At 30.9% G+C, this 18599-nt stretch carries 25 protein-coding genes and 1 pseudogene; 14 read left to right on the top strand and 12 right to left on the bottom strand.

The features are described from left to right. Positions 1–148: 148 nt before the first annotated feature. Together ACWJJ7_RS06320 and ACWJJ7_RS06315 are read left to right on the top strand one after the other, a co-directional pair. Entirely contained in the window at positions 149–514 is a 366-nt protein-coding gene (locus tag ACWJJ7_RS06320; RefSeq protein WP_165414617.1) for a VOC family protein, read from the top strand. A gap of 176 nt (positions 515–690) precedes the next feature. Continuing rightward, positions 691–1134 carry a flavodoxin family protein gene (locus ACWJJ7_RS06315; protein WP_462964415.1) on the top strand — a complete coding sequence of 148 codons (444 nt, stop codon included), beginning with the start codon at positions 691–693 and terminating at the stop codon, positions 1132–1134. Between the two features lie 340 nt (positions 1135–1474). Here ACWJJ7_RS06315 and ACWJJ7_RS06310 read toward each other — a convergent pair. Beyond that, positions 1475–1750: pseudogene (locus tag ACWJJ7_RS06310) on the bottom strand (type I restriction-modification system subunit M N-terminal domain-containing protein); the annotation flags it as partial. A gap of 172 nt (positions 1751–1922) precedes the next feature. On the opposite strand from ACWJJ7_RS06310, the gene ACWJJ7_RS06305 reads away from it, so the two are divergent. The 3 genes from ACWJJ7_RS06305 to ACWJJ7_RS06295 all read left to right on the top strand — a co-directional run bounded on the left by ACWJJ7_RS06305 (position 1923) and on the right by ACWJJ7_RS06295 (position 4367). Continuing rightward, entirely contained in the window at positions 1923–2840 is a 918-nt protein-coding gene (locus ACWJJ7_RS06305) for an ABC transporter ATP-binding protein (protein WP_462964414.1), read from the top strand. A gap of 16 nt (positions 2841–2856) precedes the next feature. Continuing rightward, positions 2857–3651, top strand: a complete 795-nt coding sequence (locus tag ACWJJ7_RS06300; RefSeq protein WP_462964413.1) for an ABC transporter permease subunit — start codon at positions 2857–2859, stop codon at positions 3649–3651. Between the two features lie 419 nt (positions 3652–4070). Beyond that, positions 4071–4367, top strand: a complete 297-nt coding sequence (locus tag ACWJJ7_RS06295) for a hypothetical protein (protein WP_462964412.1) — start codon at positions 4071–4073, stop codon at positions 4365–4367. Between the two features lie 86 nt (positions 4368–4453). On the opposite strand, the gene ACWJJ7_RS06290 is transcribed toward ACWJJ7_RS06295, so the two are convergent. Continuing rightward, the gene (locus ACWJJ7_RS06290) at positions 4454–4813 is read right to left on the bottom strand and encodes a hypothetical protein (protein ID WP_462964411.1); all 360 of its coding nucleotides are present in this window, start codon (positions 4811–4813) and stop codon (positions 4454–4456) included. Between the two features lie 103 nt (positions 4814–4916). Between ACWJJ7_RS06290 and ACWJJ7_RS06285 the strand changes: the two genes are divergently transcribed. Further along, on the top strand, positions 4917–5627 hold the full coding sequence (locus ACWJJ7_RS06285) for an alpha/beta hydrolase (protein WP_462964410.1): 711 nt from the start codon (positions 4917–4919) through the stop codon (positions 5625–5627). Between the two features lie 157 nt (positions 5628–5784). On the opposite strand, the gene ACWJJ7_RS06280 is transcribed toward ACWJJ7_RS06285, so the two are convergent. The 6 genes from ACWJJ7_RS06280 to ACWJJ7_RS06255 form a co-directional block, all read right to left on the bottom strand. Further along, complete coding sequence (locus ACWJJ7_RS06280) at positions 5785–6294, bottom strand: hypothetical protein (protein WP_462961241.1); 510 nt, start codon at positions 6292–6294, stop codon at positions 5785–5787. Continuing rightward, a complete protein-coding gene (locus ACWJJ7_RS06275; protein WP_216303638.1) occupies positions 6278–6595 on the bottom strand; it encodes a hypothetical protein in 318 nt (105 codons plus the stop codon). Before ACWJJ7_RS06275 ends, ACWJJ7_RS06280 begins: the two co-directional genes overlap by 17 nt. After that, positions 6571–7116, bottom strand: a complete 546-nt coding sequence (locus tag ACWJJ7_RS06270) for an RNA polymerase sigma factor (protein ID WP_165413993.1) — start codon at positions 7114–7116, stop codon at positions 6571–6573. The genes ACWJJ7_RS06275 and ACWJJ7_RS06270 overlap by 25 nt, the downstream gene beginning before the upstream one ends. Before the next feature lie 5 nt (positions 7117–7121). Next, positions 7122–8096, bottom strand: coding sequence for a DUF4097 domain-containing protein (locus ACWJJ7_RS06265; protein ID WP_165413992.1), 975 nt, complete (start codon positions 8094–8096; stop codon positions 7122–7124). Positions 8097–8386: 290 nt separating this feature from the next. Then, positions 8387–8920, bottom strand: a complete 534-nt coding sequence (locus ACWJJ7_RS06260; RefSeq protein ID WP_462960709.1) for a cysteine hydrolase family protein — start codon at positions 8918–8920, stop codon at positions 8387–8389. 144 nt (positions 8921–9064) lie between these two features. Next, positions 9065–9823, bottom strand: a complete 759-nt coding sequence (locus ACWJJ7_RS06255) for an MBL fold metallo-hydrolase (protein ID WP_165413990.1) — start codon at positions 9821–9823, stop codon at positions 9065–9067. Positions 9824–9932: 109 nt separating this feature from the next. Between ACWJJ7_RS06255 and ACWJJ7_RS06250 the strand changes: the two genes are divergently transcribed. After that, on the top strand, positions 9933–10346 hold the full coding sequence (locus tag ACWJJ7_RS06250) for an Lrp/AsnC family transcriptional regulator (RefSeq protein ID WP_165413989.1): 414 nt from the start codon (positions 9933–9935) through the stop codon (positions 10344–10346). A gap of 224 nt (positions 10347–10570) precedes the next feature. Here ACWJJ7_RS06250 and ACWJJ7_RS06245 read toward each other — a convergent pair whose 3' ends face one another. Further along, positions 10571–10945, bottom strand: coding sequence for an Rrf2 family transcriptional regulator (locus ACWJJ7_RS06245; RefSeq protein WP_462961240.1), 375 nt, complete (start codon positions 10943–10945; stop codon positions 10571–10573). Between the two features lie 398 nt (positions 10946–11343). Here ACWJJ7_RS06245 and ACWJJ7_RS06240 point away from each other — a divergent pair, with 398 nt between their 5' ends. Together ACWJJ7_RS06240 and ACWJJ7_RS06235 are read left to right on the top strand one after the other, a co-directional pair. Continuing rightward, a complete protein-coding gene (locus ACWJJ7_RS06240; protein WP_462961239.1) occupies positions 11344–11619 on the top strand; it encodes a hypothetical protein in 276 nt (91 codons plus the stop codon). Between the two features lie 84 nt (positions 11620–11703). Next, positions 11704–11985: a hypothetical protein gene (locus ACWJJ7_RS06235; protein WP_462961238.1), complete on the top strand. Its 282-nt coding sequence runs from the start codon at positions 11704–11706 to the stop codon at positions 11983–11985. 113 nt (positions 11986–12098) lie between these two features. Here the strand turns inward: ACWJJ7_RS06235 and istB are convergent, their stop codons facing one another. Together istB and istA are read right to left on the bottom strand one after the other, a co-directional pair. Then, positions 12099–12863, bottom strand: a complete 765-nt coding sequence (gene istB, locus ACWJJ7_RS06230; RefSeq protein WP_462962969.1) for an IS21-like element helper ATPase IstB — start codon at positions 12861–12863, stop codon at positions 12099–12101. Then, a complete protein-coding gene (istA, locus tag ACWJJ7_RS06225) occupies positions 12860–14455 on the bottom strand; it encodes an IS21 family transposase (protein ID WP_462962970.1) in 1596 nt (531 codons plus the stop codon). The genes istB and istA overlap by 4 nt, the downstream gene beginning before the upstream one ends. A 245-nt stretch (positions 14456–14700) precedes the next feature. On the opposite strand from istA, the gene ACWJJ7_RS06220 reads away from it, so the two are divergent. The 5 genes from ACWJJ7_RS06220 (at position 14701) to ACWJJ7_RS06200 (ending at position 18066) form a co-directional block, all read left to right on the top strand. After that, positions 14701–15339, top strand: a complete 639-nt coding sequence (locus tag ACWJJ7_RS06220) for a hypothetical protein (RefSeq protein WP_462961237.1) — start codon at positions 14701–14703, stop codon at positions 15337–15339. Positions 15340–15767: 428 nt separating this feature from the next. Continuing rightward, positions 15768–16682 carry an ABC transporter ATP-binding protein gene (locus ACWJJ7_RS06215; RefSeq protein ID WP_462964409.1) on the top strand — a complete coding sequence of 305 codons (915 nt, stop codon included), beginning with the start codon at positions 15768–15770 and terminating at the stop codon, positions 16680–16682. 7 nt (positions 16683–16689) lie between these two features. Continuing rightward, a complete protein-coding gene (locus ACWJJ7_RS06210; RefSeq protein ID WP_462960711.1) occupies positions 16690–17526 on the top strand; it encodes an ABC transporter permease in 837 nt (278 codons plus the stop codon). 223 nt (positions 17527–17749) lie between these two features. Next, the gene (locus tag ACWJJ7_RS06205; RefSeq protein ID WP_462964408.1) at positions 17750–17932 is read left to right on the top strand and encodes a hypothetical protein; all 183 of its coding nucleotides are present in this window, start codon (positions 17750–17752) and stop codon (positions 17930–17932) included. Then, positions 17932–18066 carry a hypothetical protein gene (locus ACWJJ7_RS06200; protein WP_462964407.1) on the top strand — a complete coding sequence of 45 codons (135 nt, stop codon included), beginning with the start codon at positions 17932–17934 and terminating at the stop codon, positions 18064–18066. Before ACWJJ7_RS06205 ends, ACWJJ7_RS06200 begins: the two co-directional genes overlap by 1 nt. Before the next feature lie 57 nt (positions 18067–18123). Here the strand turns inward: ACWJJ7_RS06200 and ACWJJ7_RS06195 are convergent, their stop codons facing one another. Next, complete coding sequence (locus ACWJJ7_RS06195; RefSeq protein WP_462961235.1) at positions 18124–18459, bottom strand: DUF3784 domain-containing protein; 336 nt, start codon at positions 18457–18459, stop codon at positions 18124–18126. Positions 18460–18599: the final 140 nt, after the last annotated feature.

Here is an 18599-nt window from a genome sequence, read left to right as displayed (position 1 = left end):
TAACTAAATAAATATTGAAATAAGCGTAAAATTATATAGTTTTATGTAACAAATCCCTACAATTTTAACCTTGTATAATATTTGTGAGAATTATTTTAAAGGGTTAGCGATTTATTTTTACACTATAATATTTTTGTGAGGTGGTTTTATGAGATTTTGTTGGAGTACCCTAAACGTAAAGGACTTAGAAGAATCAATCAGGTTTTATACAGACATCATAGGGCTTGAGGTGGTTAGCAAATTTAATGCAGGGCCTGGAGTGGAGATTGCATTTTTAGGCAAAGGAGAAACAAAAATTGAGCTCATTTGCGACGATGAGAGAAGGGATACAGTTGTCGGCAACGATATTTCCTGGGGATTTGAAGTCGAGTCTCTTGATAAGATGCTTGTTTTGGTTAAAGAAAAAGGTATCAATGTTGACAGCGGGCCGACCCAGCCTAACCCGCATGTTAGATATTTCTTTATAAAGGATCCAAATGGTATGAGAATACAGTTGGTGGAGAATATTGCGTAAAATAGAGCTTTGTCAGGGGAGTTTTTTGTGGTCAAATTATGTATTGATTATAGCAACCCCTGTGGTAGTGCCAAATTGGCGATGCCCATGATCAGTTAATTAGAAGACATTGCATAAGGCGGAGTTTATCGCTTCTCTGAAACAAGAGATTCAGAGTTTATAAAATGGAGGTTAATATGGCAACTATGAATATCAAAGTAATTTATCACTCGTCAACAGGCAATACGGAAAAACTCGCACGCGCAATAGCTGATACGCTAAGTATCCAAGCTGAACTGTTAGGAAAAGACCCTATTTCTTTTTCTGAGCCTGTCGATTTACTTTTCATTGGAGATGGGTTATATTTTGGAAAAGCAAATAAAAGGACACTCTCCTTAATTGACCGATTAGATCCGAAAATGATAAAAAACGCAGCTATCTTTGCCACATATGGAGGGCAAGCTAAAATCGGCACTGACATAAAAGAGCTCGTACAGAATAAAGGAATAAGGGTTGTTGATGAGCCTTTTACTTGTAAAGGGCAGTCATGGGTATTCATAAATCGGAATCACCCAAACGAAACCGATTTAAGCAAGGTCCGCAAATATGCCAAAAATGCAGTTGCAAAGGTGGGTAGATAAAACAAAGTCTCGTATAGGCAAGGTGAATGGTTGTTGATAGCCAACACACTTTGCCTTTTTGACACTCTGAGAACTTCGGAGAATATATCCGCAAAGCCCTGGTGTGATAACTACTTAATTAAACCGAGAAGATACGCTAAATCGCTAAATATATACTTGACATGAAGTTGACTTCATGGGTTATAGTTAAGTTAATAATATACTGCTAGATGTATAGGTTGTATATTTTATTATGTTGAAGCTTTATATTCTAAAACAAAGTTTATATTAAAGGGGTAATTAGATATGATGATTAAAGAAGTTTCAGAGAAAACGGATATATCTATTGATAATTTGCATTTACAGAAGTAACATGTGTTGCTATTTCACTCCACCGAGCTTCTAACGGTACACAAAATATTCTCTCAGCGGTATATTCATCTTTATCTTCCTCAAAGTCTTCATGTTCTTTTACTAGCCCATCATATTTTTCTGAAAAAGAATCTGATACATATTTTAAGAATATCAAACCTAGTACTACATGCTTATATTCAGATGCATCCATACTTCCTCTAAGTTTATCTGCCGCTAACCATAATTTATCTTCAAATCCTACTGTTGTTGTATTTTCTGATATAGTCTATGACCTCCATGTATTTAATCTTATGTTGCCTCAATTATATCATTTATTTCCCAAATACTGTGGTTGTATTTTACCCCTTCGTTTAATAAATGAAAATTTTTTACTTGCAGTAAATTTTTTGAACTTTTTGTCCCAGTCTACGTTTAATAATTGTGAGGTGAAAAAAATGAATGCAATAAATATATCGAATCTTAGAAAATCTTATGATGGAAATACTAATGCTTTAAATAATATAAGTCTCAGTATACCCAAGGGTGAAATATTTGGATTTCTTGGTCCTAACGGCTCGGGAAAAACTACTACTGTTAGAATTCTCAATGGAATTCTTTCATCAACCTCAGGTCATGCTGAAATTTTAGGAAAGCCTGTGAATGAACATAATCTTGAACTCCATAGATTATGTGGAGTTATGACCGAAAGTTCTTTCTGCTATGAAAATCTTACCGCTGAGGAAAATCTAATATTCTTTGGAAGAATGCACGGTATGGAAGAAAAGCTGCTGAAGGAACGCATAGATTTCATTTTAAAAAGGCTGGAATTACTAGATATAAGAAATAAGAAGGTTCAAGCTTTAAGTACAGGGATGAGGAAGAGAGTTTCTCTAGCTATAGCTATTATTCACAATCCTCAAATTTTATTTCTTGATGAGCCTACTTCTGGCTTGGACCCAGAAAATGCACTTAATGTCTCAAAACTTATAAAAGAACTTGCAGAAGAAAATGAAGTTACAATCTTTCTTTGCACTCATCAGTTAAAATACGCTGAAAATATTTGCACATTGTATGGCTTTATAAATAATGGTAATATTCTTGGATTCGGTACTTTTGATGAACTTGCGTCAAAGAAAAATGCAAGTCTTCAATTAAAAATCAGGGGAAAAAATATTTCTGAGAAATTTGGACTTATTCATGAAGATCATAATCTATATAGTAAATCTATTTCAGGGGATGAAGAAGTGAATGCTATTATACATAATATAATAGCAAACGGTGGAGAAATTTATGAGGTTGTACAACAGAAATGGTCCCTGGAGCAGCTGTATTTTATGTATATAAAAGGCACAGCCGACGGTGTATTATTGTAATAATGGGGGGATTAATATGAATAGAAGTGAAAAAGTATTAATTAAAAAAGATTTAAATGAGATAACAAGTTCAAAGCGGGTAATTGTGCCAATGGCTATTGTACCAATTGTTCTCACCGTACTTATACCTTTGGCATTAATTATCGGTGTCAATTATATCGGGAATGCTTCAGATGTTTTAAGAGGGTTCGGATCTCTTCTAAAAAAGCTGCCTTCTGAATATAAGGCATATAGCCCTGCACAACTTGTAATAAAAATTGTTATAAATTATTTATTTCCATCATACTTTCTTATAATTCCTATAATGTGTTCAGGAATTATTGGCGCCAGTAGTTTAGTAGGCGAAAAAGAACATAAGACAATGGAGACACTACTTTATACACCAATATCCATGGAACAACTGCTAAGGGCAAAGATTTTAGGCGTTTTTATACCATCCTATATTATAACTCTGCTTTCATTTATAGCTTTTGGCATAATAATCAATATAGGTGGCTTCATATATTTTGGAGGACTTATTTTTCCAGATATAAAATGGCTCATTATAATACTTTGGATTTCACCTGCTATTAATTTGTTATCCTTAACCTTCACTGTGATGGTATCAGCAAAATCAAAAACCTTTCAGGAAGCACAGCAGGTAAGCGGCATCCTTGTTCTTCCTGTAATTATTCTATTGGTAGGTCAAATGACAGGTGTAATTATGCTCAATAACCTTATTATGTTTACAGCGGGTGCTGTTCTCCTGATAATTGATTATATATTAATAAAGAGAATTTCTTCTAAATTTATTCCTGAGAAGCTGATTTAAATATAGGGTATTGTTCTATTTACATTCCCACTATCACTTGCTTTTGTTCAATCAGATGTGCTGATGTATATATTTGTATGGTTGCAAGTATCGCTGTTATTGAAGAATTATTCATTCATCTATTATCAAACGAATTGCAAGCAAATAAGAAAAGCATATTCTTAAAATGAGCATTAATAGTATTAACTATTGCTAATAAATAATAATAATAATAATAAGGGGTTGGATATAGATTAATTGCAATTTAGATTATCTTCATAAATTTCAAGTTTTAAATTATTATGTATCCATTTAATCTTTTGGCTAAAATCATCCATTGATTTTTTATATAAAATTTTGGTAATAATGATATAATTAATTAAGTATTTTACGTCGTAATGGTAGAAAATTAAGAAGCAAGATAAACGGGGGAGTGAGTAATGCTCTGGTTAGTAATTCGAATTGTGCTTTATTTTTTGACTCCTATTTTGTTCATGAAAATCTCAATAAAATTTGGATGGAGCAAAGCATTATGGACTGCTTTGGAAAGAAATATTAAGATAAAAACTCCTATGGCTTTCTATATTATTTCATTATTTATTTTTGTCGTGATAGTACTATCTTTCTGTAGTATTATTGGTATGAATTATAGAAGTGTGAGTTATAGAAGTGTCACTTTAATTGTGTTTGCATTGGGTTGTGCTTTCATGCCACCACTTGAAAAAATATCCAAGTGAGTTAATTTATAATTTTCTCAAACTACGTAGTAAACGATCAAAAGGCATTCAAGATAATTAAAATTATGTTGAATGCCCTTTGATACTTATTTTATTATTTTTTTTATTCCTTTATAAACCCAATACACTACTATTATACCTAGCATATAGCGAATATTTAAAGAAAAAATTACTATGTATACCCCTAATTTTGTTGTTAATATTAAGAGCATTAACAACACAGCTACACTGCAACCAAATATAAAATCAGCAAGCTTGGAAAAATGTTTTTTTGAAAGCTCAAAAGCATTTTTACCTATATAATTTATTAATATCAAAAATATTGAAGCTGCAAATAAAGCGCGTAACAACATGCTTGATGTGTAGTCATAAGTAACATTAAAATCAAGATTTTTTTTTACAAGTTTGGGCAAATATAAAAATACAAAGTCTACGGTAAAAATCATACAAAAGCATTCTATAATAAGTCCTAAATACTTTTTAATTGTTTTTAAAACATTGAGTTTAGGATTTACAGCTGATATTATATTTTATTGAGGAGGATTTACAATGATAAAACAAAATTTGAAAATAGAAAATATTCCTGCAATTTTGTGGGGCGACAAATCAGATAAGTTATTCGTAGTGGTACATGGTAATATGTCAAATAAGGCAGACGATACGATTGTTGTATTTGCAGAAGAAGCAACAGTAATAGGTTTTCAAGTGCTTAGTTTCGATTTGCCCGAACATGGTGACCGTAAGGATGAAACCTATGCTTGTAAAGTTCAAAACTGTGTTCAAGACCTTAATGTCATTATGCGTTATGCACAATCATTATCAAATAATATAAGTGTATTTGCTTGTAGTATGGGAGCATATTTTAGCCTATTAGCATATAGTCCTGAGCTGTTGAAACAGTGTTTGTTTATCTCTCCTGTGGTAAATATGGAACGTATCATAAATAATATGATGACATGGTTTAGCATAAGTGAGAATAGACTAGAAACAGAAACAGAAGTATCGACACCTATTGGACAAACACTTTATTGGGATTACTACTGTTATGTAAAAGAACATCCTATTGTTGCTTGGAATAATCCAACTTCAATTCTCTATGGTTCAGAAGATAACTTATGTGAGTTTGATGTGGTATCTGCGTTTGCAAAACGCTTCGACTGTGATTTGCAAGTAATGGAGCATGGAGAACACTATTTTCATACAGAAGAACAACTGGAATTTTTCAGACAGTGGCTGAAAAAACATATCTACGTCAAATGACCATAATCACAAGTAGAAGTTAATTCGCATTTTTCGTGAATTGCGTCATAAACGAATGTACGATTTAATATAAAATCGTACATTCATAAAAACACAACTTTTTATTATATAGGAAATAGCTTGGGATGACATATAGGAATATTATAAAGGAATTATACTATTTCTTTTGATGTGGCTTCACTAGAAGATATACCCCCACAAATATAAAAAGTACTGGTACAAAGTATATTCCTATGCTCTGTTTTATAAAATCATATATTGCATTACTTCCAAATAATTTATTAATAATTGAAAGAACACCTATTATCACCAATGCACAGCCGACTATTAGCCCACTTTTATCTTTCATGTTTTCTATAGTATCATTATTTAGATTTTCTTTCTTATTGAAATTATGATAATTACTAAATATAAAGTCAGAGTCACATACATTTTCTCCTCGATCAAGCTTATGAGCGATATTGAATGTGTCAAAGAGCAAATAGAACCAAAGTGGAATTTGAATTACGCTTGTTAATCCTCCTAACCCAATAAATCTAAATAAGGGTTCTACCATGAAAAATATAACCATTGCTTGTATTCCTTTTTTCATAAGTCCTAAGTACATATATCCAAGCCCAGGAACTAAGGCTGCCATAAAGGTTAAAAAATCATTTCTTTTTTGCATTATATCCATCTCCAATCAAATATTTTAAATCATTCATGTTTTCATTATATTTATATTGCACAACCATAATTTCTGTTTTTAATCTGCATTGTGTTTTAATTATTTTATATTGTAAGTTAGTACTAATTATCAGCATCATAGTCAGCCCTGCAACAATCAGTGACATAGCAGGAATATCTATTGAACTTTTTTTATTCTTTTCAATTCTGTTTATTAGCTTCTCATTATAATTGCTACTTAGCTCATGTTCTTCAAAGGAATTTAGTATAAGCCTATCTAAATCATCCCACTTTTCGTGCATATTTCGATATCCCCCCTTTGAATTTCTATCCTCAGTTTTTGTTTTGCCCTATAAACTCTTCCCTCTACAGTTTTTTGAGATACATTTAAAACTCTAGATATTTCCTTTTCTTTTAACCCTACATAATAGTATAATACTACAGCTTCTTTTAAATCTCGTGGAAGGCTACATATGCATTTCCTGACATGATTTTTCTCATCTATGTCACATTCCGTCGGTTGGATATTATTAGTAAAAAGTCCGGTTAAAAATCCCTTTAGATTTCTCTTTCTCTTATAATCTAAAGCTTTTGATATTGATATTTTATAAATATATGTGGATAACGAACATTCCTCTCTAAATTTTACTATATTATTATACAAGGCAATAAATACTTCTTGTGACAAATCTTCAGCTTCAAAGTAATCTTGAGTATATGCATAGCATAAAGATATAACCTTTCTTTTGTACTCATTTACTATTTCAATAAAGCTCTCATTATCCTTATTTCTAAGTCTCTCTACCATTTGATGTTCTTCCAAAAAAATCACTCCTGACTATTAACACTCACTACCCCATTAGCAATATCAACTTTTAATTTCCCTTCCCCATTCCCAATTTTTGTTGATATTCCTTTATTTACTCTTTTCTCTCCATTTACTATACATGCTCCACTATTTATATTTGCGTCTACATTTAAGTTCTTATTCTCTGTGTATACAGTAATCTTACCATTACTTGCATTCATATTTATATCTTTACAAAGTTTATTTCTAAAATATATATTAGCATTAGAAACATTTATATTGCTTTTTTCAATATCTCCTTCTAAGGAAATATTTGCATTACTTGCATCGATATCTATATTAGATTTTATATTTGAATCAATAGTTTTTATTTGACAATTAGCAGCATCGATTTTTAAATTGTATCCATAAGGTACATATATATATGCCTTAACTTGTTTAATATAACTTTCTTTAATATTAACCTCATACCCCTCCATAGTTTTTTGCTCAGCTATTTTATAATCATTAACAGAACTATTTTCTTTCACATAGATATCTGCTTGGATTTTTATATTTTGGTCTTGTGATCTACAAATCTTAATATCCGCATTTGGAACTTTAAATACAAGTCTATTTCCATTAATAGATAAGGTTTTAGATGCACTTATTTTTTTTGTGTTATTTAAAGAGCCTATTTTAAAGTTTCCGTCGTTAAATTCAATGCCAGACCCAACTTTATCTATTATGCTTCCAAATTTTCCGGATAAATTAAGGAATACATTTATTCCTAAATACAAAAAAATAATTAAAATCGTCAAGTAATTAAATTGATTTCTACAGCTCTCATGCTTTCTATTAGACTGTATTAATATCTCTACTCCCAGTAGAATGAAAATTCCAGGCCACCATATAAAAATTTGCTTACCAAGTTCTGGATTATTCATATATATAATCATCCAGATACCAAGAAAAATTAGCCCTATTGAAGAAGTAATCGTACCTATTTTTCTCATAAAAATCCCCCTTTAATTTAGTTCTCATAGGTTTAGACGTATATACTATGAAAAAACCCACGGATTTTTTTAAATTTTGTGGAATTTTTTATTATACTATTAAAATATAGGTACCTGACCCTTGGGAATAGTTACTAATAGAATGCCATAATAGGTACAACTTCTTATCCATCACTAATTCCGATATTGGGGTTAGAGGCAAATTGGCTATAATATCAAATATTAGCTATAAATAAAATAAAAAAGCCATACAATATAAATTTCATTATACTGTATGGTTTTTTTATTAGTTAACCTATTAATCTTTCTATTGTATTATCTAGGCATTCTACAATACCGAATCTACCATTAAATATATTAAAGTTATAATGTTCATATAGATCTTTAGCTAATATATTTCCATTATTAAATGTTGTATTTGTTTTCTCAGGTATAATTAACTTAAAACCATACTCAAATGCAACTTTACAAGTAGTATCAAAGCAATACTCTGTTTGCATACCTGTCATAATTAATTTGTTTATACCTTTATTATCTAAATAATTTTTTAAAATTGTTTCCTTAAAAGCAGAATTATAGGTTTTACGTATTACCTTTTCATTTATAGCAGGACTTATTTCTCCATAGATTTTCCAGCCTTCCGAATTAGGTTCTAATTCACCCCCAATTTTATCAGTATGTTGAATATAAATTACTTCTACATTTTTTTCTCTACATGTCTTAATTAATTTTTTTATATTACTTATAACCTCTTCTACTGCGAAAGGCTTGGCTAAGACTAGTGCATTTTGAACGTCTACAACTAAAAGTGCTGTATTTCTCATAGCTATATCTCCTTTTTAATTTAATCTATATAAGACCAATATTTCCTTAATTATACTATTAATAATGTACATTCCATAGAAAAATATGATCAGCTTGAATGGCTTTCTTTTTTTGCTCCAAACTAGGGTGTGGAATAAATTAAATTAAACTTCAAAGCTTAATTCTTCTCCATCTTTGGGTGTAAACACATTAGTATTAATATTATTGATATTAATAAAATTAATTAAATCTTTTCTTGATAGTCTGCAATGGTTCCATGCTTCCATGTGTACATTGACTAACTTTAGACTTGAATACCTAATACATAATTCATATATATCTTTAGTTGACATGGTTATAGGTTTTCCGTAGTCAAATTGTGCGCATCCGCAATTACAAACAACTATTTCAGGTTTAAATTTTTCTATTGATGATTCAATCTCTTCACACCAGACCGTATCTCCGGCTATGTAGGCAGTGGGTTCTTCAGAACACGAAATAACAAAACCTGATACTGGTGCCATTTTTATAGCGAGTTCATCATGTCCATGCCTTCCATTGGTACGATTAAAAATAATATCATTCCAAATAAAAGTGGTATTAATAGGATGTACATCAGTGAATCCATAGGATTGCAATTTTATTTCATCCTCAGGTTGACAAAATACAGGAATGTTTTTAGAAAGTAATTTTACCGCGGCGTCGTCAAAGTGATCTCTATGAGTATGAGTAACAAGTATAGCATCACAATTAGTAATGGTATCAATATCTATAGGCAATTCAACTAACGGATTATAGTTTTGATTTGGCACATTTTTAATAGGGGTCATAGAGCCAGCCTCACTTAATACGGGATCTACAAGTATCCTTTTATTATTTACTGATATTATTAAGGTAGCATGACGAATCAATTGGATTTTCAATGTGTATCCCTCCAGTTTTTTATGATATAGTTATTATATAATAGATATTACTTGATTAGAGAAATCATAAGAGTGAAAATGATTTCGTCATGAAAGGATTTGTGTAATTATGCTTGATCAAACAGACATACAAATTTTAAATCTGCTTATAAAAAATTCACGAATGCAGTGGCAAGAAATTGGTGAAGAGGTTCATTTAACTGGACAGGCAGTTAAAAACAGAATAAGCAAAATGGAAAAGGCAGGTGTCATTGAAGGTTATACTGTAAAGATTAATTCTGCAATACTTGGTAAAGAATTAACTGCTTTTATAACCGTTTTTATGAAAACAACGGACCATTTATCATTTAAAAAATATATATATAATAATCCACTAATAACGGAAGCTCATAGAATAAGTGGAGATGGATGCTATATATTAAAATTAACTGCTTCTACTCAAGCTGAAATTGTAGACTTCTTAGATGAAATTTTAAAATATGGAAATTATAAATTGAATTTATCAGTACAGAATATAAAGTAGTTATTATTTACATTTAAACGATGAAAGCCATTCAACATAATAGAAATTAGCAATTTGCAGATGAAGAAGGGAAAAAAGCGACCATAGTTAAGTAGAGCGTTAAATGCCGTATGGATAGCATAAAAATATGCAATCTATACGGCATTTTAATTACAGTAAAATCATTCTGCATTATTTAATTTTCTTATTGATATCGCCAACGATATCAAGCATAGTAACCTTTCTTAGAACATTTTCCATGCTTCTTGTGCACTGAACAAAGTGACTTCAATAACGGATTGAATGTTTGCACCTATGGGACAATTGGGATTTGGAGTTGGATGAATTTGAAACAAACCACCATCGTCCACTACCTCTACCGCTTTGTATACTTCTAATAAAGTTATCTCTTCAATATGCTTAGTAAGATACGAACCGCCAGTTCCACGTTTCATATCAACAAGCCCTGCATTTTTAAGCATTCCAAGTATTATTCTAATTACCACTGCGTTGGTATTCACACATCCTGCAATCATATCTGAGGTGGGCAATGGATTTGAATAAATGAATAGAATAGATAGTATGTGGACTGCTACCGAGAATCGACTACTTATTTTCATGACCAGCCCCCCTTTTTATCTATATACTGCTTTTGGATCCTATCACATAGACACTTATCCATTCAATAGAATTTTATCAAGTTCCTCAAAATTGCTATAGCCTTGTGCTATGATCGTTCTTTTATTTTCTTTTTCAAGAATAATTGTTGGAAAACTCCGTGCCCCCAATTTTTGGCCTTTACTAAAGTATTCAAAAGCTTCTTCCTGTAATTCATGTGAAGGAAATCTTTTCTCAAAGTCTTCTTTAGAAATACCAAAACTTTCGGCAATTAACTACCTTCTTCTCCTAACTTAGGACGCCATATAAGACAAATCTCATTGAAATTATTTAACTTATATGTTAAAATTAAGAAACGATGAAAAATATAATTTCTCAACGAAGAGGGGTTGTATTAATTATGAAATTTAAAAAAGTAGTTTCAGGTCTAGTGTGTTTAGTTGTTCTTTTTTCAAGTTCAATTGCTGTTTTTGCTGCAGCGCCAGTTGCTGCTGTTCTTGCAGTAGTATCAATTGCTTATGCTTCAAGTATTTGGATAAGTGCTACTAAAAGAAGTTATTATTGCTCGAGGTATAACGGAATTTGGAAAACTGGAATTAGATATGTATCAGATGTATATGTTGATATAAACTGGAGTGATTATCTCAAAACATTTACAAAAGAAACTTCCAGATAGTTTTGGGATAGTAACCGCAAAGCATAAATTTACGCTTTGCGAGCACTTCCCTGTTTAAATAATTAATAATAAGGAGGTTTTAATTTGATTAATAAAAAAAACATATATTATATTATATTTTTTGTATCCTTATTTTTAATGGGATTATTTAATGTTATAGCAATGTATTTAGATACTAATGGGTTTGAAATTATATATATAAAAATTCTAAGAACAATTGGTAACATATTTATTGTTGTTATCGCAATTTTAGAATTTAATAAAAATAAGCTTACAAATAAAAATAAAAATATTGTAGGGTCAATTTTTATTTTATTAATCTCAGTTATTAATTTTATAATTATTTGGTTTTTATATAAGTATTGATATTGTATTTGTCAAGTGAAAACTCCCCCATATTCTAACCCAAAACTCCTCCACCAAAAATTGTAAAAAATAATATTCCCTCCAAATTAATTATATAGTGAAGAGAAATTTTATTATTGTTTTGCGAGCCATTCTTTAGTTTCCTTTAATCTGTAGGAGGTACCATTCATATTTACTATATATGCCTTATGCGTAAGTCTATCGATCATTGCAGCGGTCATAATAGGGTCTTTAAATATCTCATTCCACCTTTCAAAGGATAAATTTGTGGTTACTATAGTTGATTTTCTACCTGCTCTTAATGATAAGTGACTAAATAAAAGTTCTGAACCTTCTTTATCATAAGAAATATATCCCAATTCATCAGCAATAATTAAATCATACTTATCAAATTTATTTTCAAATGCTCTTAATACTTTCTGAGAACGACTTTCTTTTAATTGGGTGATAAGCGATGATACCGTAATAAAAAGAACTTTATAGCCAGCTAAACAAGCTTTTATTCCAAGGCCAATACTCATGTGGGTCTTGCCTGTCCCAGGATTTCCAGCTAAAATTACATTTTGTCCTGTACTAATAAATTCAAGTGAACTTAACGTCTTTAATTTCTTTTTAGCATCAACTGGTAAATCTTCAACTACAAGATCTTCGATATATTTTTTATAAGGAAACTTTGCTATTCTAATTCTATTTTGTTTACTACTTTCACTTCTTAAAACAGATTCTTTTTCCAATAATTTGTAAAGAAATTCTTCATAGCTTATGTCATTAATGCAAGCATCTTTCGCACCCACCTCAAAGTTATTTTTTATACCTGCAAGTTTAAGATCTATTGCTAATTCTTCAATATCTTTATATAATTTCTTCTTATTTATCATATTATAGCCACCTCATTATTAAAATCTTCCGTTGATATTGGGATTAAAGCTTTATACACATCTAGTAAACCGTTAGGTTCAAATTCAACAGTTGAATTTAGTTGGATAACATTATTTTCGATAAAATTAGTATAATCTCTATTACAAATAGACTTTATTTTTTCGGTTGTTATATCCGTAGGATTTATTTTATTTAATAAATTTATTGCATTTAGGACCTTAGAGATATTACTTTTACCTATAAATAAAAGTAATTCTATAAAATCTTTCTCTTTTTTGTTATAATAGGTATCATAGATGTTTTGAATCCTAGGGTCTGCTTGTAGCATTGCAGTGCTTGAAGCTAATGATCCTGGCTTTCTTTTAAAGGTATTAAGATAATGTTCAAGCTTAATAGACCATTCATGAAATCCTAACTTCTTTTCATGGGAAGCTATTTTTTTACCCTCACTAAAGCAAACAATGTCATTGGAATATATTTTTATGAATATTCTTTTTCCAACATACATATCAGGTACAGAATACCGACAGGTATTCACTGAGAATGTCGAATATTTATCCACTCTAGGTTCTTCTATCCTAGCAGTGTCAAGTTTTGCAATATAAGGCCCCATATGTTGTCTTTCCTCATTAAGAATTTCTTTTGCAGTTTTCATATTTTTTATTTTTTGTGGTTGGCTATTCAATTTATCGCATGTTTCCATCAGATATTTATTAGCTTCTTCTAATGATTTAAAACTATCATTTTTACAAAAAGACTTACGTCGTACTACCTCTACACTTCGCTCGACATGACCTTTTTCATTTCCAGCTCGAGTATTGCAAAACCTAAAGTCAAAGCCATAATACATGGACATTTTAAGCAATGCATCCGTAGGTTCTTTCTCAGTAGGTCCTACAAATTTTTTAACTGCAACTCTCATGTTATCATAAACGATTGTTCTATATACTTGTCCTATATGTTCAAAAAACAAAGCATGAGCTTCTTGAAAACACTCTGAATTTTGTTTAGCAAATAACTGTGCATATCTATAATTCCCTTTTGCAGATGTAAATACAGCCATTTGAAATGTTCTATCCAGAGCATTAATAGTTAACTTTACTTCCCCCCAATCAAATTCACAAATATCCCCAAGCTCATATTCTGATTTTATAAATGCCTCGGCTCCATTCTCAAGTAATTTATTTATATAGTTACTCACAGTTGGATAACTTATATCGTAATCGTCTTCTTTTAACGCTTCATATATATCAATTTTCTTTTTTTGCTGCTTATGCCTCCCGGCATGCCGTTTTTGCTGGTTTTCTTCAATATACCCCTTTATCTTATTTATAATTTCTTCGGTTAATTTTTTCTTTTTTCTATTTATGCAATAGTATTTAGGTTTCTCAACAATACTGTCCTGAAGTTCTCTTATATCATCAATTCCTCCATTAAAATTCAAAATTTCTTGTCTTGCCACTTCGTATTCTTTAACATATTTACTAATAGTTTTTCTATCAATTCCAGTCTCTCTAGCTATGGACCTTTGAGACTTTCCGTTTAGATGTGCCGATATTATGATGTGTTGTTTTTCACTCAATTTAATCATCTCCATTTCCCCCTCTTATGATGCCTCTCATAAGAAAGTTTACTGTAAGGTGGGGGATATTTCAATTAGAATTGTGGGGTAGTTTTAGATTAACATATACAGATATATGGCATCCGCTGAAATACCTGTAAAAAGTGTTATCTAAAAGTAAATGATTATTGAATATAAATAATTATTTAGAATAACTGTTGCTATAACTATTCCTAATGAGTTTTGTTAGCCATTACATTTAGAAAGAGGTTAATATGAGTATTTCAATATCGGGTTCAAATAAAATACAGTCTGTTAGCTTTAATAATAATGATGCAATTAAAGCCCCTAATTGGGAACTAGTTCCCTATAAAGGTATGCAAACGCCATCAAAAGATGAATTAATCAAACAAATCAAAGAGCTCGCCACAAAGCGTGCCGAAGCGGTAACAGATAAAGATTTTGCATATGTAAATCATCAAGAAGCAAAGTTATCTGCACAATATCTTTCTTCTGTTTCACCGGATAGAAAAACTTTATATAAAGAGGGCGTACAAACGATAAGAGGTCAAAAGCATAATAAAGAAAACATTGAAAGTCAAAAGATTTTAATTGATTATTTAAATGAAGAAGATGGTGTTGTCAGTCTTAAAAATGGTAAGCCATATCCTCTATCTTCAGGTGGTTCTATTACACCAATTTGTAATTCAAGAGGCGGTTATGATTATGATGTTAGTGTAGGCGGAAATACTGTATTATCGTCTAATCAAGGCCTTGGAGGTTGGACTTTTACTATGACACCGGCAGAAATGGAAAAGAAAAATGAATTTAATAAAATATTTGATAGTACATATAATGCTGCAAAGCATGAAAACAAGATAGTATCAAATGGGCGTTTAGATACTAGAATTTAATTTATAGAAGATTCCTATTATGAGCATATTTCTTTTATATTGTACATCAACCCAAAAGGCAGCAATGCCTTTTTTCTTTTTCTTGGATTGATGATAAACCCATTTTTAATAGATAAATTGGATTAGTCTATGTATTGATATTAATTGGATTTAGGCTGTTTTTTAATTCCTGTTGGTGTGATTCAGCGAAAAAGTTTTAACTGGGATAAGTTTGAACTATTTATGAAAACAAAAGATAATACAAGTTTAGAGTGTCTAGTCTATTGGGAAGGGTTATACTTCTTATAAAATAAATTGTATTTAGGCGAATTAGCGGTATAATTTACATAGGAAAGCCAATCATGTAAGTGAAGCAAATTTCGCTTTGAGCATTATGCATCTGCTCGTTATGTTAGCTTTGTAATTATTCAGTTGATAGGAGTGATACCATGAGAAACATAATAGAAGTTAAGGATTTTGTAAAGAAATATGATAAATTTACAGCAGTAGATAATGTTTCATTTGAGGTAGAAGAAGGAAGCATTTTTGCATTTCTAGGTCCAAATGGAGCAGGTAAAAGCACAACCATCAATACACTGTGTACCATATTTGATAAGACATCAGGAACTCTGACTATTGACGGAAAAGATGTAACGCATGAAAAGGATGATGTTAGAAGTGTTATTGGGGTTGTTTTTCAGGAAACGACATTGGATAATAAAATGACTGTCCTAGAAAATTTAATTATGCATTGTCATTTTTATGCTATACCCAAAAGTGAAGTAACAGAGCGTATACGATTTGTTTTAAATTTAGTGGATTTATTGGATTGGAAAAAAGCAATGGTAAGCAGTCTATCCGGTGGGATGAAACGGCGTGTGGAAATAGCAAGAGCACTGCTGCACTACCCAAAAGTATTGTTTTTAGATGAGCCAACCACAGGTCTTGACCCCCAAACAAGGGCTCATATGTGGGAATATATTGTAAAACTGCAAAAGGAGAAGAATATTACCATTTTTTTAACAACACATTACATGGAAGAGGCCGAGATTTGCAGTAAAGTTGCAATTATGGATGGTGGTAAAATCGTTGCAATAGACACTCCTTATCATTTGAAACAGCAATATACAAAGGATAAAGCAAATATAACAACCCTAGATGGGAAAGGGCTGGAGGTACTGCTAGACAGGTTAGGGTTCATTTACAAGAAAAAAACCGGCTATTATTCGATTGAAGTTAATAGTATACCAAAATTAATGGAGATAATAAGTGAGCATAAAGCTTCGATAACAGATTTGGAAATTAATAAAGGCACATTGAATGATGTATTCTTAGAAATTACGGGGAAAGATATAAGAAAGTGAGGAATTTATGGATATTATAGTAGCTTTATGGTTTAGAAACATTAAAATTTTTGCTCGCAATCGTGTTCAGCTTGTTTTCACGATTATCATGCCATTCTTCTTTTTATATGTGTTTAGTTCGATATTTAAAAATGACAATATTCAAAATCCAGTAAACTATATGCTCGCAGGTATTGTAATAACGACCGTCTTTCAAACGTCCCTTACTATTGCGACCAGTACAATTGAAGATATTGTTTCGGGATTTATGAAGGAGGTGCTAGTAAGTCCCGTTAAACGAATCCAGATTGCCGCTGGTCAGCTATTATCAGCAGCAACAATAGCAACCATGCAGGGTATTATTATTCTAATCATTGGTTATTTTATAGGGCTTAAATTCACATCCTGGATAACACCATTTGCGGTAACCTGCGTGATGATTGTTGTTGGACTTGTGTTTTCGGGGTTAGGATTGTTTTTAGCAGCTCTGGTTAAAAATTCACAAACTTTTCAAATTGTAATAACGGCGATAACAATGCCGATGACATTCCTTTGTGGCGCATATATTCCGCTTTCAATGTTACCAAAAACAATGCAATATATTGCTTATCTCAATCCAATGACATATACAACAGCGTTTTTTAGAACTATCATACTGGAAAAGACGTCTTTAACAACCGATCAAATGGTGGCGGAACAGCTTGCTTTTAAAATAGGAAATTTTGTGATTACGCCTCTTATCAGCATGGCGATTGTAATCATTTTCGGGCTCATATTTTTACTATTATCAACTTATGTTTTCTCAAGGGTGGATTTTTCAAGAATTAATCGCTCAAAAAGTAAAGAAGCTGATATATGGAGTTAGTAATAATATGAGCAATGAGTATTAGCTAAGCAAAGTAATAAAGATAAACCTATATGCTTTGCTATGACTGATGCTTTTGCTAAGTTTAACAGACATTCCAGCTCGGCGGGAGATGATTTAATTTAAAAGATTAAGAAATAACACGAGGTATAAGCATTTTTATACATTGTGTTATTTTTTTTATGAAATTATATTAATAATTGCAACTCATTCCCCACATATAGTGGGAGATATTAAAGCAGAGCAGCTAAGAATATTGATTAAAGATAAAAATGGAGTATCTTTATTTGATAATGATAAAATAGATGAGACCTATGGTCATATTATTGAAAATATCTTAAAAACTACAATGAAATTAGAAAATGTGGAAATGATGATATTTCAGCAAGCATTGAAAAAGTATTAGTGTTATTAGAAAAGGATTTATTTGAAACACCCGAATTTATTGAAGAGTTTGATTATCTAAGAAAGTATTTGGGAGATTTTGATAAGGATATAATGCTCATTAACTTAGAAAAATCAAGAAGGAAAAGAAGGTAGAAACATAATTAAATAACTACTATGGATTATGCTTAATATAACAATAAAAATGTATTTCTACTTTTTATTGTTATCATACTTCTGGATGATAACAATTAATATAATGATTCCTACAGCAACAACGAAAGCAAAAAAACCTCCTACATAACCAATGATATTTTTAACATCATTTTTAATAGCATATTGGGTAACAAAGGACATAATGCCTGTAAGAACCGCAATAATCAATAAGAAAATCCCTATAGCACGAGAAATTTTCTTTATATCACGATTCGCTTTTTCTTCTTTACTCATAGCGTTGTAACCTGAAATCATCCAACTACCTTTTCCGCAGATAAGACAAATACCCACAATTGAAAAAAAAAGTACATCTATCCCAAAAATAATCATCATAATTAATTCACCCTCCACCAAACTATTTTATAATTGTGTCCTTATTCAATTATACAGTATATCAATATAATTATTCAAACATTTAACATAATTATATATAAATTGCTTCCCTAACTTTAAAATCCTTTAACTTTGTATCT

Source organism: Clostridium sp. CM042, assembly GCF_055080995.1.
This window is presented reverse-complemented; position numbering and strand designations above follow the sequence as displayed.

Bases quoted from the DNA above. Each gene is read 5' to 3' on its own strand.
- ACWJJ7_RS06215 (WP_462964409.1), top strand. From the start codon at position 15,768: ATGAGAAACATAATAGAAGTTAAGGATTTTGTAAAGAAATATGATAAA.
- ACWJJ7_RS06245 (WP_462961240.1), bottom strand. From the start codon at position 10,945: ATGAAAATAAGTAGTCGATTCTCGGTAGCAGTCCACATACTATCTATT.
- ACWJJ7_RS06210 (WP_462960711.1), top strand. From the start codon at position 16,690: ATGGATATTATAGTAGCTTTATGGTTTAGAAACATTAAAATTTTTGCT.
- ACWJJ7_RS06285 (WP_462964410.1), top strand. From the start codon at position 4,917: ATGATAAAACAAAATTTGAAAATAGAAAATATTCCTGCAATTTTGTGG.
- ACWJJ7_RS06195 (WP_462961235.1), bottom strand. From the start codon at position 18,459: ATGATGATTATTTTTGGGATAGATGTACTTTTTTTTTCAATTGTGGGT.
- ACWJJ7_RS06260 (WP_462960709.1), bottom strand. From the start codon at position 8,920: ATGAGAAATACAGCACTTTTAGTTGTAGACGTTCAAAATGCACTAGTC.
- ACWJJ7_RS06320 (WP_165414617.1), top strand. From the start codon at position 149: ATGAGATTTTGTTGGAGTACCCTAAACGTAAAGGACTTAGAAGAATCA.
- ACWJJ7_RS06250 (WP_165413989.1), top strand. From the start codon at position 9,933: ATGCTTGATCAAACAGACATACAAATTTTAAATCTGCTTATAAAAAAT.
- istA (WP_462962970.1), bottom strand. From the start codon at position 14,455: ATGATTAAATTGAGTGAAAAACAACACATCATAATATCGGCACATCTA.
- ACWJJ7_RS06240 (WP_462961239.1), top strand. From the start codon at position 11,344: ATGAAATTTAAAAAAGTAGTTTCAGGTCTAGTGTGTTTAGTTGTTCTT.
- ACWJJ7_RS06315 (WP_462964415.1), top strand. From the start codon at position 691: ATGGCAACTATGAATATCAAAGTAATTTATCACTCGTCAACAGGCAAT.
- ACWJJ7_RS06300 (WP_462964413.1), top strand. From the start codon at position 2,857: ATGAATAGAAGTGAAAAAGTATTAATTAAAAAAGATTTAAATGAGATA.
- ACWJJ7_RS06275 (WP_216303638.1), bottom strand. From the start codon at position 6,595: ATGCACGAAAAGTGGGATGATTTAGATAGGCTTATACTAAATTCCTTT.
- ACWJJ7_RS06220 (WP_462961237.1), top strand. From the start codon at position 14,701: ATGAGTATTTCAATATCGGGTTCAAATAAAATACAGTCTGTTAGCTTT.
- ACWJJ7_RS06280 (WP_462961241.1), bottom strand. From the start codon at position 6,294: ATGCAAAAAAGAAATGATTTTTTAACCTTTATGGCAGCCTTAGTTCCT.
- ACWJJ7_RS06305 (WP_462964414.1), top strand. From the start codon at position 1,923: ATGAATGCAATAAATATATCGAATCTTAGAAAATCTTATGATGGAAAT.
- ACWJJ7_RS06295 (WP_462964412.1), top strand. From the start codon at position 4,071: ATGCTCTGGTTAGTAATTCGAATTGTGCTTTATTTTTTGACTCCTATT.
- ACWJJ7_RS06290 (WP_462964411.1), bottom strand. From the start codon at position 4,813: ATGATTTTTACCGTAGACTTTGTATTTTTATATTTGCCCAAACTTGTA.
- istB (WP_462962969.1), bottom strand. From the start codon at position 12,863: ATGATAAATAAGAAGAAATTATATAAAGATATTGAAGAATTAGCAATA.
- ACWJJ7_RS06265 (WP_165413992.1), bottom strand. From the start codon at position 8,096: ATGAGAAAAATAGGTACGATTACTTCTTCAATAGGGCTAATTTTTCTT.